Source organism: Njordella aestuarii, from assembly GCF_056494165.1.
The window spans coordinates 4,640,457-4,653,818 of the sequence record NZ_CM151397.1; the positions used below are offsets into that span (position 1 = coordinate 4,640,457).

A 13,362-nucleotide genomic window follows, 5' to 3' on the forward strand; every position below is an offset into this window, starting at 1 on the left:
CAAATACGGATTCAAAGAAGCTCGATCCAAAGGTCAATCAGCCAATCGCTTTCGCAACGGCCGAGATCACTGAGTGGCAGTTTGAGTCAGAACCGTTCCCGTCTCGAACGTATAACCAGATTGCGGATGATCGATCAACATCGTTTGTCCGGTCGATTGCGCCTCGGGGTATTGCGGCAGTTGATGAATCGACGCGTGCTCGTTCTGAAGACTTTCAGTTAACACAGGCGAATAACTTGCCGCCGCGCTATACTGCGTTGCTCCCGCCAGCGGATAACAATTACTCTCCCAGCCGCCACCGAGCGACTTAAATAGCTCAATTAGGCTAAGCGCTATCTGCCCTCTGGCTACCGCAAGCTCGTCTTGTTGCACCAGCAAGTCGGACTGAAGCACGTAAATGCGGCCGAAGTCAATTGAGCCAGCTTCGTATAGCTCTTGCGATTTGATCACTGCTGTTGAGATCCCGTCCACTGCTCGTAGCAAGTGATCAGCGCGATCGAACCCAAACACATATGCGACCTGCGCATCTTCCGCTTCTTGCGCCGCTTTCAAAACGGCATTCTGATACGCAAAACAAAGTGCTTCGAACGCAGCTTGTTCAGCCCGCACGTTGTTTTTGATTCGACCGTAATTGAGCAAGTTCCAACTGAATCCAGGTGAAATGAGTCCCGCAGTGCTGCTCGAGCCGAATAGGTCGCTAAAATCTTCAGCTGCATAACCAATGTTTCCCGTGAGTGAAACGTGTGGATAGAACTCTGCTTCCGCGATCCCTATTTTCGCTGATTGGGCTGCTAAGTTGCGTTCTGCTCGTCGTACGTCGGGTCGACGTCGCAATAAATCTGCCGGAATTCCGAAAGCAAGATTGTGCGGTGCATGTGGTATTAGCCCAGTATTCCCAAGCTCGAATGAAAGGTCGGTGGGCGGGCGACCTAGTAGTACGCATAATCGATGGCTGGCCTGACGTCTCAAAATTTCAAGATCTGGCAACACTGCCCCCGTTTGACCAACGATCGATTCCGCCTGCGCCACGTCCAGACTGGTGCCGAGCCCTGCCTCTTTCTTCTGCACTGCAATCCGCAAGGTCTGCTCTTGGTACTCGAGGTTTTGCCGCGCTAGCCCCATGCGGTTCTCAATCGTCCGTAGCTCAACATATGTCTGCGCGACTTCAGCCAGTAACAACACGCGAGCCTCGTCATAAGCCGCGCACGATGCATCCAGACTCGCATCCGCCGATTCAATCGCCCGGCGATACCGTCCCCAAAAGTCGAGCTCCCAACTTGCAGCCAGCCCGACCGACCAGTTTTCAGGCCTGATATCTGGCGTGAACACTCCAGGAAAAGTAAAGAAGTTCGCTGTCGAAGTGCTTAACCTGGACTTGCTGTAGGCACCAGTTGCCCCCTGGAACTGCGGGAACAGGTTGCCAGCAACTACATCACGCCGCGCACGTGCCTCTAAAACACGTTGCCCGGCCTCGCGCAGTGTAAGATTTTGTTGAAGCGTGGTGTGGATCAAACCATCGAGGTTCGGATCCTGAAAATGTGCCCACCACGTATGAAGTAACGCTGGCTCTCCCTGCATACGAGGATGACTCACCAACGACCAGTCCGCGTTTACAGCACTCCTTGGGCGAAGGTAATCTGGCCCAACTTTGCAGCCAGAAGAGACAGCCATTACCAAGCAAAGTAAAACGAGAATGCTTCTACTTGATCCGCTATGGAAGTTGATAGCTAGCATTATCGTCGCAAATCCTTTTGCGTGCGCATCTAATAGAAAGGGTTTTACACATCCTTTCGGAGAGCCGGGCACGATCACTACACCTTGTAAGTCGCGATCCTTACAGTCGTTACGGTGCGCACATCTTTCAGGGAAACGGCCTGGATCGCGCTTCAAGTGACGATCGTAACGGCTGTACCGTTCCGTTCATTCCATTGCCATCAAATTGGTCAGGCTCAAACGTCGTAAACCGCCAGGATCGAACTAATTTAAGTTGCTGTTGTCGAGGCAAATTAGCCACATAACGAATGTATTAGTCCAAATCATGGCAAGTTCTGACGCTTCACGAGACGTGGCTTCGCAAGCTCTTCCGATACCGAATGAAGCGCAACCGGTGACGATCTTTTGGCCGTACGCTATCTCGCTGATTGCGGTCCACCTACTTAGCTTGCTGGCTCTGCTTCCCTGGTTGTGGAGTACGAGTGGGTTGATCGTCGGCGTGATTACGCACATCTTGTTTGACGGTTTGGGCGTTTCGATTGGCTACCACCGACTATTAACACATCGCGGTTTCCAGTGCCCTAAATGGCTTGAGCACACGTTCGCCATTCTTGGAATATGCACGCTGCAAGATTCTCCTGCGCGCTGGGTCGCGGTCCATCGGATGCATCATCAACACAGCGATACGCAACCGGATCCTCACTCCCCTCTCGTAAACTTTCTGTGGGCGCATGTCGGCTGGTTGCTCATCATCGACCGCAGGCATGACTCGGTTTACCATTTCGAACGCTATGTTCGCGACATGCTTCACGATTCCTTTTACTTCAAGCTAGAGAAGTACCTGGGCTGGCTTTGGATCTACTTGTTGCACGCAGGTGTGATCGGGGTGTTGGGTTTCGGCTATGGCTTACTCATCGGCTCAACGGCATGGGAATCGTACATTCTTTGCTTATCATGGATTGTTTGGGGGGTCTTGGTGCGCACCGTTTTTACACTGCATGTCACATGGGCCGTCAATTCCGTCTGCCATCTTTGGGGTTATCGCAACTACGAGACTCGAGACAGTAGTCGCAATTCTTGGTGGGTCGCTCTACTAACATTCGGTGAAGGCTGGCACAACAATCATCATGCAGACCAACGTAGCGCACGACACGGACACCGGTGGTTCGAGTTCGATATGTCGTGGCTTACAATTAAGCTTCTAGAGAAGTTCGGCTTAGCCTGGGACGTTATTGGTCCACGCAATACACACACAAAGCACGTCGACTCTATTTAATGGCTCATTGTAGAGCCAGTCGATGAAGATGTCAGTCGGCGCGCCGAACATATTCCTCAGGCGCAAAAACTTGATCCGGTTCTTCTTTTGCAAGTCTAACAAATTCATCGATACAGGGTGGACAGCAGAAGTAATAAGTTTCGTCACCAATCACCCAACTGCATGCTGCGTTCGCCTTGGTCCCAGTGATTGGACAAATGGTCTCTCCTACATTTGGATTAGGGTCGTGCTTTGCCCGAAAGCCTTTGTATTTTTCAGCCGCCGTCATGCGATCATTCCGATCAATGTCGCGTTCGGTATAGAGGCCACCTGCTGTTAAATAAAGCTCTTTCGCCTCATCAACGGTTGCTGCTTTGGGCATTTGCACATCCATTCCGCTTGGAACTTCCTTGAGCATTTCGATACGCACCGTAAAACGTTCACCATCAATCTGCAAGCCGGGCATGGTTAGTACGAACGAGTCCTCGAGCAGGGTGACCGGAAGGTGGCCAATGAATCGCGAAGTCCGTTCGGCGGTATCGGTTCCCAACGGCGCTGGTTTCAAGATTACAACTTCCGACGTCCGCAATTCAGCGGCCCTAGCATACGCGGTCAACACCTGGTTATGTACTTCACACAGCCGATTTGCGTCAGCGTTCAAGATAAAGACCGTTAACTTTCCATCCGACTCTAGTACTGCTTCCGCATGGAACTCGTCGCGACCGATACTCGCGATATATCCTCCCATCATGCCTTCGCGATGCGGATGATCTATCAACGTCGGTTCAGCTACAAAACTCTCCTCACGCCGGTCCGTCCGTTGATCAGAATAGCGACCACACGAGGCAGCTCCCCCAATGACGCTTACTAACATCGCCCCAACAAAGATCCTGTGTACCTGACACCTATTTAACAAAGTCATTGAACAGTCGTCGTCCAGTTGGGCCTCAAATCGTTGGGTAACTTGTAGTGAAACTCAACGGTATATCATTTGCAATCACGCAGAACAGGTCTCTAACCCTACATGCCCGCTATCGAAAGTCGGGGCGTAGCGATGGTGTAACGGTTAGTGAATTCGGTCAAGTCAGAAGCGTGGCAGAGCATCTTCCGCGCCAGTCGTTATAAAGTGAAGTCGATGGAAAGAAGAGAAGTTCTAACGATCTTGATCGGAGGCGGATCCATCGTTGGCGGATTGGTTGTCGGAGTGCCAACGGTCATCTACGCATTTAATGCGATCGGCTCTAGCAGCGAGGCACCGCGTTGGCGCGACGTGGGACTGCTGGATGATTTCCCAATTAGTGAAATGAGTGAAGGCATCATTCAACACCATCCGGACTCAGTTACCAACAAGGCGCTTCGGCGCGGAGTTTACGTGTGGCGCGGCACCGAAAACGAACTTATTGTATTTTCGCGAAGCTGCACAGACCTTGGTTGCCCTGTAACCTTCGATCAACGAAGTCATTGCTTTCTCTGTCCATGCCATGGTGGAATATTTAGCAAGAACGGCGATCGTATGGCAGGACCACCTGATCGGCCGCTATATCGCTATGCCCACCGAGTCGAAGCTGGCATATTGCAGGTCGACTTATCTTCCGTTCCGCCCATGGTTTAAAGGTAAATTCGGAATGGATTTTGAACCCGCCAAGCGGATCGCAAAAAAGTTGGGATTGAGCACCTCATGGGCGGTCATTAAACACAGGTTTGCCCTTACACGGATTTGGAACCATGTGCTGGATCGCCGCGTTGCGAAAGGCTCCTGGTATTTCGGCGACGGTGCCACACTCACGCTTCTATTCGCTGTGCTTGTGGCTACCGGCACTGCTATGACGTTGGGCTATTCTTCTTCCCCAACAGACGCGTACACTAGTGTCAAAGACATGACATTTCGCGATTCGATGGGCTGGTTTATACGCGGTCTGCATTATTGGTCCGCCGGTCTCATGGTCTTGATGTTATTCTTTCATCTTTTTCGCCAAATTTTGATCGGCGGCTACAAGTCTCCTCGAGAAGCAACGTGGCTTATCGGAGTCTTCCTTTTCTTTGGCGTGATCACAATGTCCCTGCTCGGGTACATTTTGCGATGGGACGAGCGTGGAGTTTATGCGCTGCGCGTCGCACTCAACATGTTTTATCGAATTCCTTTGATCGGTGAACAGCTTGTGCTATTGGTGCAAGGTGGACCTGAGATTGGTGGCCCGACGCTCAGCCGCATCTACTCGCTTCACGTGATTATCGGACCTTTGCTCTTAACGTCGCTGATTGGCTACCATTTGTATCTTGTCGTCGTTCATAGTATCACGTCGCCAACCGAACGAACCTTACCAGTTTCATCCAGTAAGCAGCAAAAACGGGTCTACCAGTACGACGCACAAAGCGACGAACGGGGCGAGAACTTCTTTCCAGAGACTGCTTCAAAATCAGGTTTAATGGCATTTATTGTCTTCGGCGTCGCTCTTGTACTTACGCTTGTACTGGGTGCTGGAAGGCTTTACCCTGAAGCCAATCTGCATGAGCGTTCCTACCCCATGGAAGAATGGTGGTGGTCATGGTTCAGCGCACTCGCTGCTTACCTTCCTCCTGGAATCGCGACTTACTTTTATGTTGGGTTTCCGCTGGCAATCTTTTTGTTCTTAGCCTTCCTACCTTTATTAGAGCGAACTCCTTATCGTGGGATCCGTAACCGCCCAATCGCAACTTTATTTGTAAGCGGGTGCGTCATCGCAATATTAGGGCTCAGCTCTTTACGAATTCAGTCAGCCTGGACAGCTTGGCCCAGCGACCAACCACCTGCAGTTCCCGCTGGCATTACGCTGCCGCCCGAAGCGGAAAAAGGCCGACTCTTAATCCATCAATTCGGTTGCAACAGTTGCCACCCAGTAGCCGGCGACGGCCCACGCTTCGCGCCTGATCTAGCCGCTATTCGCCGCACAATGACGCAGGCAGAACTTCGCGAATATGTTCTGCAACCACCACCGGGTGTCGCCATGCCTCCGTACCAAGGCAGGCTTTCTGAAGAGGAATTAGACCAGATAGTTGCCTTCGTACTCGTCGTCCAAACAACGCGCCTGTAGCTTAACACACGCCTGCCCCATGAGCCAACCTCCAAAAAGATTTTCTTTGACTACATTTCACCGAATAGCCGCGTTGTCACTCTTTTGTGTGGTTTTTGCAACTGGTTGCAAAGGAGATCGCGTCCAGTCCGCTCTGCACCCATCTGGCCCTGCAGCCCATGCGGTAGCGCAGTTATGGTGGCTCCTCTTGACCATTCTCGGAATCTACTCAATTGCTGTTTTCTTGCTCACCTTCGTCGCGATATTCTACAAAACGAAAACTGCCGCAAGTTCCCCCTCCAGCGGTCGTACGTTCATCTTGGTTGGCGGCGTCATCCTCCCGCTGCTGATTCTCGTTCCACTTTTGATTTATTCTCTCTCGACAACAACTGCTCTAAGGCAGAAGGATGGTGGACTCACGATTCGCGTCGTGGGGCACCGCTGGTGGTGGGAAGTCGAATATCCCGACCATCGCATTGTTACGGCGAATGAGCTTTATATCCCCGTTGGTGAACCCGTTCGTTTAGAACTCGAAGCGAAGGACGTCATTCATAGCTTTTGGGTTCCCCAGTTACACGGAAAAATGGATATGATCCCCGGTCATCCCAATACATTTTGGATACAAGCAGATAAGCCTGGAAGCTATCGAGGCCAATGCGCCGAGTACTGTGGCATGCAACATGCGCACATGGCATTTCAAGTTGAAGCACTCCCCCCGGAACAATTCGTTCAATGGCTCGAGTCAAATCGATCGCGCGCATCTGCAATGAATACGACCGCACCGCTTCGGCCTATGATAGATGACGATGCGATGGCGGATGAGGGATATTCACTAGGCAAACAAGCTTTTCTCCGCAATGGCTGCGGTGTTTGCCATGCGATTGAGGGCACCCGAGCAAAGGGCAGAGCAGGGCCAGACCTCACGCTGATCGGCAATCGACAGACGCTTGCTGCAGCAACGCTCCCAAATACGTCGGAAAATCTATTTCGCTGGCTGGCCGACCCTCAAGCGATCAAGCCCGGCGCGAAAATGCCGAAGACCGAGACTTCTGACGCTGAACTCAATGCGATCGTCGCTTACCTACTAACCCTTCGCGGACAGGAGACGACGAATGCATCTGAGTAATGACAACGTGCAAGACATCACTGACGATGACCTAGAACAGTTTACTCAAACTTATCAGAACGCTCCCGGCTTTCTCGGGATTCTTTCGGTCGTGAACAATCAACCGTTGGGCATTCGATTCATGCTCACAGCCTTCGCTTTCTTCTTGATTGGAGGCGTCCTGGCACTATTGATGCGAATTCAACTCGCATATTCCGAGAATACTTTCATGGGGCCAGAGCTATATAATCAGCTCTTTACCATGCATGGTTCGACCATGATGTACCTCTTCTCAGTGCCTTTTCTCGAAGGCCTTGCGTTGTACTTAATACCGCTCATGATCGGCTCGCGTGACGTCGCATACCCTCGTCTGAGTGCGTTCGCGTATTGGACGTACCTGTTTGGAGGGATCATATTCTACATGAGCTTTTTTTTGGGCGCGATCCCGGATGCTGGATGGTTTGCCTACACTCCACTTTCAAGTTCCAAATATTCGGGAATGGGCGTCGATTTCTGGGCGCTTGGTTTAAGCCTTGTCGAAGTTTCGGGCATTGTTGCAGGGATTGAAATCGTAGTCACAATCCTCAAGTTTCGCGCGCCTGGGATGTCTTTGAATCGAATGCCAATATTCGCCTGGACATTGCTGGCCGCCGGGTTGATGAGCCTATTCGCATTTACAACGTTGCTCATCGCAACCCTGATGCTTGAACTCGACCGAACCGCAGGAACGCAGTTCTTTAATGAAGAACGCGGTGGTACAGGTCTTTTATGGCAACATTTATTCTGGTTCTTCGGTCACCCCGAAGTTTACATTATCTTCTTGCCTGCAACCGGCATCGTTTCGATGGTGGTAGCCACTTTCTCCAAACGATTGTTGGGCTACACGTACATTACCGTCGCCGTTGTGGTTACAGCTTTCGTAAGCTTTGGCTTATGGGTACATCATATGTACACCACAGGCTTGCCGGGACTCTCGCTGAACTTTTTCGCGGCAGCAAGTCTGATGATTGCGCTGGCAAGTGGCGCTCAAGTGTTCGCCTGGATTGCAACGCTATGGGGCCAGCGTCCAGCATTAAAAACGCCGCTATTATTTGTGCTCGGCTTCATTTTTATCTTTGTGCTGGGTGGTATGACTGGTGTGATGATCGCAATCGTCCCATTCGATTGGCAAGTCCACGACACCTATTTCATCGTTGCGCATTTCCATTACGTACTGATCGGTGGAGCTGTTTTTCCGATCATGGCGGGGATGTATTACTGGATTCCGAAGTTCAGCGGCAGGATGCCTAACGCATGGTTGGGACAATTGACTTTTTGGTTGATCTTTGTCGGCTTCAATGTTACGTTTTTCCCCATGCACATCATGGGATTTTTCGGCATGGCGCGGCGTGTCTACACCTATCCGGCAATACTTAATCTTGATGGTCATAACATGCTATCTACCGTCGGAGCCTTCATCTTCGGCTCTGGCTACTTGATTTTTATAGCCGATATACTCTTGAGTTTTAAGAAGGGACGGCCAGCAGGAGAGAATCCTTGGGGAAGCGATTCGCTGGAATGGAGTATTTCATCCCCACCCCCGGCGTTCAGCTTTCTCGCTCCACCAGTTGCTACTAGTCGACATCCACTCTGGACATCCGAACAACAAACTAGAGAACCGGAGTCTTCCTATCGTGCTGCAGAGGCGCTAACGTGCCGCCCCCTCACTTGGCGGGCGACGTTAACCACCGACGCGGTGGATGCCACCCCGCGATCGATTCAGTATTTACCTGGCCCAAGTTACTTTCCTTTGATCGTATCAATTGGCCTAGTGATAACATTCCTAGCGATACTTTTCAAAGTCTACTTGGTCGCGATTTTAGGCATCGCTATTAGTGGCGGCGGTCTGTTTGCTTGGCTCAAACCGAACGAGAGCGTGCTTGAAATCCTCCGCAAGAGCGACCTAAGCGAAAAAGCAGGCATCCCCATCTTCGTAAGTGGCAGTCGATCGACTGCCTGGTGCGGAATGGTCTGCGCACTCGCAGTTTTCGGTACTGCACTCGGTGCGATGTTATACGCTTACTTTTACATCCGACTCTATTCCCAGCAGTGGCCGCAGGACGATATCCGTATTCCAGATATATCGCTCTTTGCAATTGGCTATGGCGCACTTGCTTGCGTCTCTCCGGTTCTACTATATGTCAAGCGTGCCTTTGCTAAACAAAATCGCACTTCGATACAACTCGCCTTTACTGCTATTCTTCTGTTGGTGCTCATATACTTGTCAACCAGCTTGGCAGGAATGTTGACTTCTGATGTCTCTCCACAGCAGAATGCCTACGGTTCCTTGTTCTACTTGCTCAATATCTATCCATGGCTGCTAGCGATTGTTGGCCTCTTTCTAATCGGGACAACTCAGCATCGCATGTGGCATGAATATCGTGATTCGACCGGGTACATGCTACTAATGCTGCAGATTACTTCACTCTATTGGCACTTTGTAGCGCTGGTCGGCATCGTTATTTTTTCGGTCTATTTCGTATTACCATGATGCTGGAATTCGACAAAGTATGAGCGGCATTGTTGCAACAACCAAAGGAACTACCAATGCATGTAGAAAGCAGTGCCAACAGGATGAACAGTGAAAACACACCAGATAACCTCGGTGCTTCATCGAACGATGAAGTTTTCGAGTCCACCCTAATTTGGTTTGGTGTCTTGGGTGGTGCTGTGGCTTGGATGTTGCACTTGCTGCTGTCGTATCTTGTGGCCGAATTCGGTTGCGTGAGCGGTTGGAACGATGTCGCATTCCTAGGTATCTCTCGAGTTGGGTGGGCCGAAATCGCTGTTAGCATTTTTGCGTTGTCGATCGCAATCGTCGCAACTCTCATTGCCCATCGAGCGAAGCTACGATTGAACGGCGCAAAGCTATCTCGACCGGTGCCTGTAGTTCAAAAGTTTCTAGCCAATTTTGGCATGCTCTCGAGCGGTATCTTCATATTGATAATTGCGATCCAAAGCGTACCACTCTTTTACTATCTTCAAGAGTGTTAGTCTAACGATGCGAGCCAAGCAATCTCAGGTTCTCCAAGCACTAATCCTGCTCGCTTGCATTCCATCCGTCGCACATGCGCATCCGAGTGGTTTGGTGGCGGGCGATGCTTGGTGGCGTGCATGGCACTTCGATCCGTTGGTCGTCTTTAACCTAGTTGTGCTATCGATAATCTACGCACGCGGAATCCACAGCCTTTGGCGCAATGCGGGGCGCGGACGCGGAATTTCACTCTGGCAGGCTACTGCTTTTTACGCCGGCATTGTCAGTATCGCCATTGCTCTTCTGTCACCGCTTGACACGTTGAGTAACGATCTTTCCTGGCTGCATATGATGCAGCATATGCTGTTGATGGTTGTTGCAGCACCACTGGTCATTCTAGGTACGCCGACCTTTGTTATGCTCTGGGCACTGCCGAAACGTTGGAGGCTAGCAGCCGCTAGGTTCTGGCTATCGTTGCCGCAAGCGTTTCAAAAGACAATCAACTTTCTGCAGTGGAACATTCTATTCGTCTGGGCGCTTCATACCGCCGTCCTCTGGATCTGGCATTTACCCAACCTCTATCAGCTTGCTTTGACAGATCCCTTGATTCACGATATCGAGCACTTAATGTTCTTTCTTGTCGCATGCCTCTTCTGGCGAGTTGCAATCACACCACTTCGTCGAACACAACTCAGCGCGGGAGCAAGCGTCCTGTACTTATTTACCACTTCATTGCATGCGACAGCATTGGGAGTATTTATGACGTTAGCCCCCGACGTCTGGTACCCAATTTACCGCGGACGGACAGAACACTGGGGTTTGACACCGCTTGAAGACCAACAAATCGCAGGTTCTATCATGTGGATGCCAGCCTGTTCCGTCTATGCAATCGCCGCCGCCAGCCTATTCGCAGTCTGGATAAACGCCCTAGAGAATCCTCATCGAAAAATACGCTACAATCTTCCTGTTGATACGAGCGCAAGCTCCAAGTAAGCTCTGTCGGTGTTATGAAAGTTCCTAAAATGAATACGTTCAGCAGATTGGCGATTTGGCATTTTGCGTTGCTTTCGCTTCTTGCTATGTCTTTTCTCAACGACTCCGTTGCCGCTGAAACTTCCCAAGAAAATTCGAACGTAGCGAAGGGAACAACAACAAACGTAAAGATTGTAGGCGAAGACTTTTATCTTAATGACGCGCCCACATATGCAGGTCGGATGTGGAACGGGAAACGGATCGAGGGGTTATTGCTTAACAGCCGAATGGTCCAGGCGACTTTCGACGACTTGAACTCCGAGACACGTGATCGCTGGAAATATCCCGACACAGGTTTATGGGACGCAGAACGAAACCTCGCTGAATTCTTAGCAGCCATGCCGCAATGGAGAAAACATGGCTTGTTGGCCATTACCATCAATTTGCAAGGAGGCAGTCCACAGGGATATTCAAAGAGCCAACCGTGGCATAACTCTGCATTCACAGAAACTGGCTCTCTCCGTCCAGAGTACCTCGAACGAGTTGACAAAGTCATACGTCGCGCGGATGAATTGGGCATGGTAGTCATCGTCGGATACTTTTATTTTGGCCAAGACGAAAGACTGAAAGATGAGGCAGCTGTCATCACCGCGATTGATGCAGCCACCACTTGGTTGCTGGACAACAAGTACACCAATGTACTTGTAGAAGTGAACAATGAGTGCGACGTAAAGGCTTACGATCACGAGATTCTTAAACCGGATCGAATTCACGAACTAATCACTAGAGTTCGTAACACAGTAAAGAACGAGAGACGCTTAATGGTTGGCACAAGTTATGGCGGTGGCAGCATTCCAAAGGAAAACGTCGTCCTTGCGTCTGACTTTCTCTTGCTGCACGGCAACGGCGTAAAGGATCCGACTCGTATTACTGAAATGGTACGGCAAACACGAGCAATCCCTGGTTATCGCCCCATGCCAATCCTTTTTAACGAAGATGACCATTTTGAATTCGATAAGCCCGACAACAATTTTATCGCCGCCGTCGACGCGCATGCTAGCTGGGGTTTTTTTGACTATCGAATGGAAGATGAAGACTTTGAACAAGGCTTTCAGAGCGTCCCGGTCGACTGGAAAATTAGTAGCGATCGAAAAATGGAGTTCTTCAACCTTCTGAGCGAAATCACCGGTGCCAACTCCCATTGACCTACATTTCCACGATGTTTCCCAAATACGTCGACGAGCCCACGTTTTGCAGCAGACCGGGCCCTTGATATGAATTTTAGATGAAGCAGTTAGCCTCCCGGCAGGTACGGCGTAGACTAAGTTTTCCAGAGTGCGCGTAGCGTGAAGTCGCAACGTACCCGCCTCAGACTTTAGCCGCGCGTTACTCTGGTTTTTGGATGCGCCTAACGTGCGTTGCAGGTCATCAATTACATCCTATGCCTCCAGGTCGCAGCGTAGCTTTTATCCGCGGGACCACTTTTACTGGGCCACTTACCTTCCCGTGTCGCGTAAGACGCTGGCAAAAGTAGCACAAGTAAGCACCTTTGCCTCCTGCATCCAACCGGTCAAACAAAGTCCTTGGTAGCTGGTAAGCAACGGTAGTCGGATTGCAGCCTGAGCTGACAAGCCTTGGTGATCTTCACTTAACGCTGCCTTCGCTAGATCAACTACCGTTTTCCTTAACCCTAAGATGGGAAAGAGAAACTTATTCTGAGCCGCAGTCTCAAAAACGAATCGCGCTTTTTGACTAACATGAGACGGCTTGGCGACTGTCATGACAATCGACCTTCCAAAGGTAGCGTCAACAAAGCTTGCCAGCTCACGAAAATGTGTCAGTTCTTTGCTCAAGACAGTCGGCACAAAATCAGAACCCGTGGCCTTCATTTTAAGCCAGTCCAAAGAAGACTCGACATTATCGAATCCCATAAATCCATCGCGGAAAGTCATCTAGTCACTTCACTCCCAAACGGAAAACCACACGCAAATATGTTGATGTCGCAAATTTGCCAAGTAGCGTAACGCTGGCGCGATACTGTGGATGTCCAAGCACACCTACAAAAACATTTGCGTGGCCTTACAACCTGATGTACTCAATGTAATTTATGATTTTTACCGTCGTTGTCATGCATGAGCGTCGAAAATTTGTCAGAAATCGTAGCTTGTCCAATCACTCTGACCGCCATAACTGTTTCATGCAGTCCGTTGCAGCCCATCTCCACCAATCACATGCGCACACTTGTCAACGACGG

The 13,362-nt window shown here is 50.5% G+C and carries 11 protein-coding genes; 8 read left to right on the top strand and 3 right to left on the bottom strand.

Annotated elements, in window-relative coordinates; translation table 11 throughout:
• Positions 1-66: 66 nt before the first annotated feature.
• Positions 67-1,671 (bottom strand): efflux transporter outer membrane subunit, encoded by a 1,605-nt coding sequence (locus SH451x_RS18345; RefSeq protein WP_479358475.1) that lies wholly within the window; start codon positions 1,669-1,671, stop codon positions 67-69.
• A gap of 367 nt (positions 1,672-2,038) precedes the next feature.
• On the opposite strand from SH451x_RS18345, the gene SH451x_RS18350 reads away from it, so the two are divergent.
• Positions 2,039-2,989, top strand: coding sequence for an acyl-CoA desaturase (locus tag SH451x_RS18350; protein WP_479358476.1), 951 nt, complete (start codon positions 2,039-2,041; stop codon positions 2,987-2,989).
• A 31-nt stretch (positions 2,990-3,020) separates the two neighbouring features.
• On the opposite strand, the gene SH451x_RS18355 is transcribed toward SH451x_RS18350, so the two are convergent.
• Positions 3,021-3,890, bottom strand: coding sequence for a hypothetical protein (locus SH451x_RS18355; protein WP_479358477.1), 870 nt, complete (start codon positions 3,888-3,890; stop codon positions 3,021-3,023).
• Positions 3,891-4,103: 213 nt separating this feature from the next.
• Between SH451x_RS18355 and SH451x_RS18360 the strand changes: the two genes are divergently transcribed.
• The 7 genes from SH451x_RS18360 to SH451x_RS18390 are packed head-to-tail and all read left to right on the top strand — an operon-like array spanning position 4,104 to position 12,313.
• Positions 4,104-4,580 (top strand): Rieske (2Fe-2S) protein, encoded by a 477-nt coding sequence (locus tag SH451x_RS18360; protein WP_479358478.1) that lies wholly within the window; start codon positions 4,104-4,106, stop codon positions 4,578-4,580.
• A gap of 13 nt (positions 4,581-4,593) precedes the next feature.
• Complete coding sequence (locus SH451x_RS18365) at positions 4,594-6,039, top strand: cytochrome b N-terminal domain-containing protein (RefSeq protein ID WP_479358479.1); 1,446 nt, start codon at positions 4,594-4,596, stop codon at positions 6,037-6,039.
• A gap of 19 nt (positions 6,040-6,058) precedes the next feature.
• Complete coding sequence (gene coxB, locus SH451x_RS18370) at positions 6,059-7,144, top strand: cytochrome c oxidase subunit II (protein WP_479358480.1); 1,086 nt, start codon at positions 6,059-6,061, stop codon at positions 7,142-7,144.
• Positions 7,131-9,653 (top strand): cytochrome c oxidase subunit I, encoded by a 2,523-nt coding sequence (gene ctaD, locus SH451x_RS18375; RefSeq protein WP_479358481.1) that lies wholly within the window; start codon positions 7,131-7,133, stop codon positions 9,651-9,653. Before coxB ends, ctaD begins: the two co-directional genes overlap by 14 nt.
• Positions 9,654-9,709: 56 nt before the next feature.
• On the top strand, positions 9,710-10,156 hold the full coding sequence (locus tag SH451x_RS18380) for a hypothetical protein (protein WP_479358482.1): 447 nt from the start codon (positions 9,710-9,712) through the stop codon (positions 10,154-10,156).
• A 7-nt stretch (positions 10,157-10,163) separates the two neighbouring features.
• Positions 10,164-11,129: a cytochrome c oxidase assembly protein gene (locus SH451x_RS18385; protein WP_479358483.1), complete on the top strand. Its 966-nt coding sequence runs from the start codon at positions 10,164-10,166 to the stop codon at positions 11,127-11,129.
• A 29-nt stretch (positions 11,130-11,158) separates the two neighbouring features.
• A complete protein-coding gene (locus tag SH451x_RS18390; RefSeq protein ID WP_479358484.1) occupies positions 11,159-12,313 on the top strand; it encodes a hypothetical protein in 1,155 nt (384 codons plus the stop codon).
• Between the two features lie 291 nt (positions 12,314-12,604).
• Here the strand turns inward: SH451x_RS18390 and SH451x_RS18395 are convergent, their stop codons facing one another.
• On the bottom strand, positions 12,605-13,060 hold the full coding sequence (locus tag SH451x_RS18395) for a hypothetical protein (RefSeq protein WP_479358485.1): 456 nt from the start codon (positions 13,058-13,060) through the stop codon (positions 12,605-12,607).
• Between the last annotated feature and the right edge of the window lie 302 nt (positions 13,061-13,362).

Excerpts from the sequence above, each read along its gene's own strand:
- SH451x_RS18345 (WP_479358475.1), bottom strand. The coding sequence starts at position 1,671 with ATGGCTGTCTCTTCTGGCTGCAAAGTTGGGCCAGATTACCTTCGCCCA.
- SH451x_RS18350 (WP_479358476.1), top strand. The coding sequence starts at position 2,039 with ATGGCAAGTTCTGACGCTTCACGAGACGTGGCTTCGCAAGCTCTTCCG.
- SH451x_RS18355 (WP_479358477.1), bottom strand. The coding sequence starts at position 3,890 with ATGACTTTGTTAAATAGGTGTCAGGTACACAGGATCTTTGTTGGGGCG.
- SH451x_RS18360 (WP_479358478.1), top strand. The coding sequence starts at position 4,104 with ATGGAAAGAAGAGAAGTTCTAACGATCTTGATCGGAGGCGGATCCATC.
- SH451x_RS18365 (WP_479358479.1), top strand. The coding sequence starts at position 4,594 with ATGGATTTTGAACCCGCCAAGCGGATCGCAAAAAAGTTGGGATTGAGC.
- coxB (WP_479358480.1), top strand. The coding sequence starts at position 6,059 with ATGAGCCAACCTCCAAAAAGATTTTCTTTGACTACATTTCACCGAATA.
- ctaD (WP_479358481.1), top strand. The coding sequence starts at position 7,131 with ATGCATCTGAGTAATGACAACGTGCAAGACATCACTGACGATGACCTA.
- SH451x_RS18380 (WP_479358482.1), top strand. The coding sequence starts at position 9,710 with ATGCATGTAGAAAGCAGTGCCAACAGGATGAACAGTGAAAACACACCA.
- SH451x_RS18385 (WP_479358483.1), top strand. The coding sequence starts at position 10,164 with ATGCGAGCCAAGCAATCTCAGGTTCTCCAAGCACTAATCCTGCTCGCT.
- SH451x_RS18390 (WP_479358484.1), top strand. The coding sequence starts at position 11,159 with ATGAATACGTTCAGCAGATTGGCGATTTGGCATTTTGCGTTGCTTTCG.
- SH451x_RS18395 (WP_479358485.1), bottom strand. The coding sequence starts at position 13,060 with ATGACTTTCCGCGATGGATTTATGGGATTCGATAATGTCGAGTCTTCT.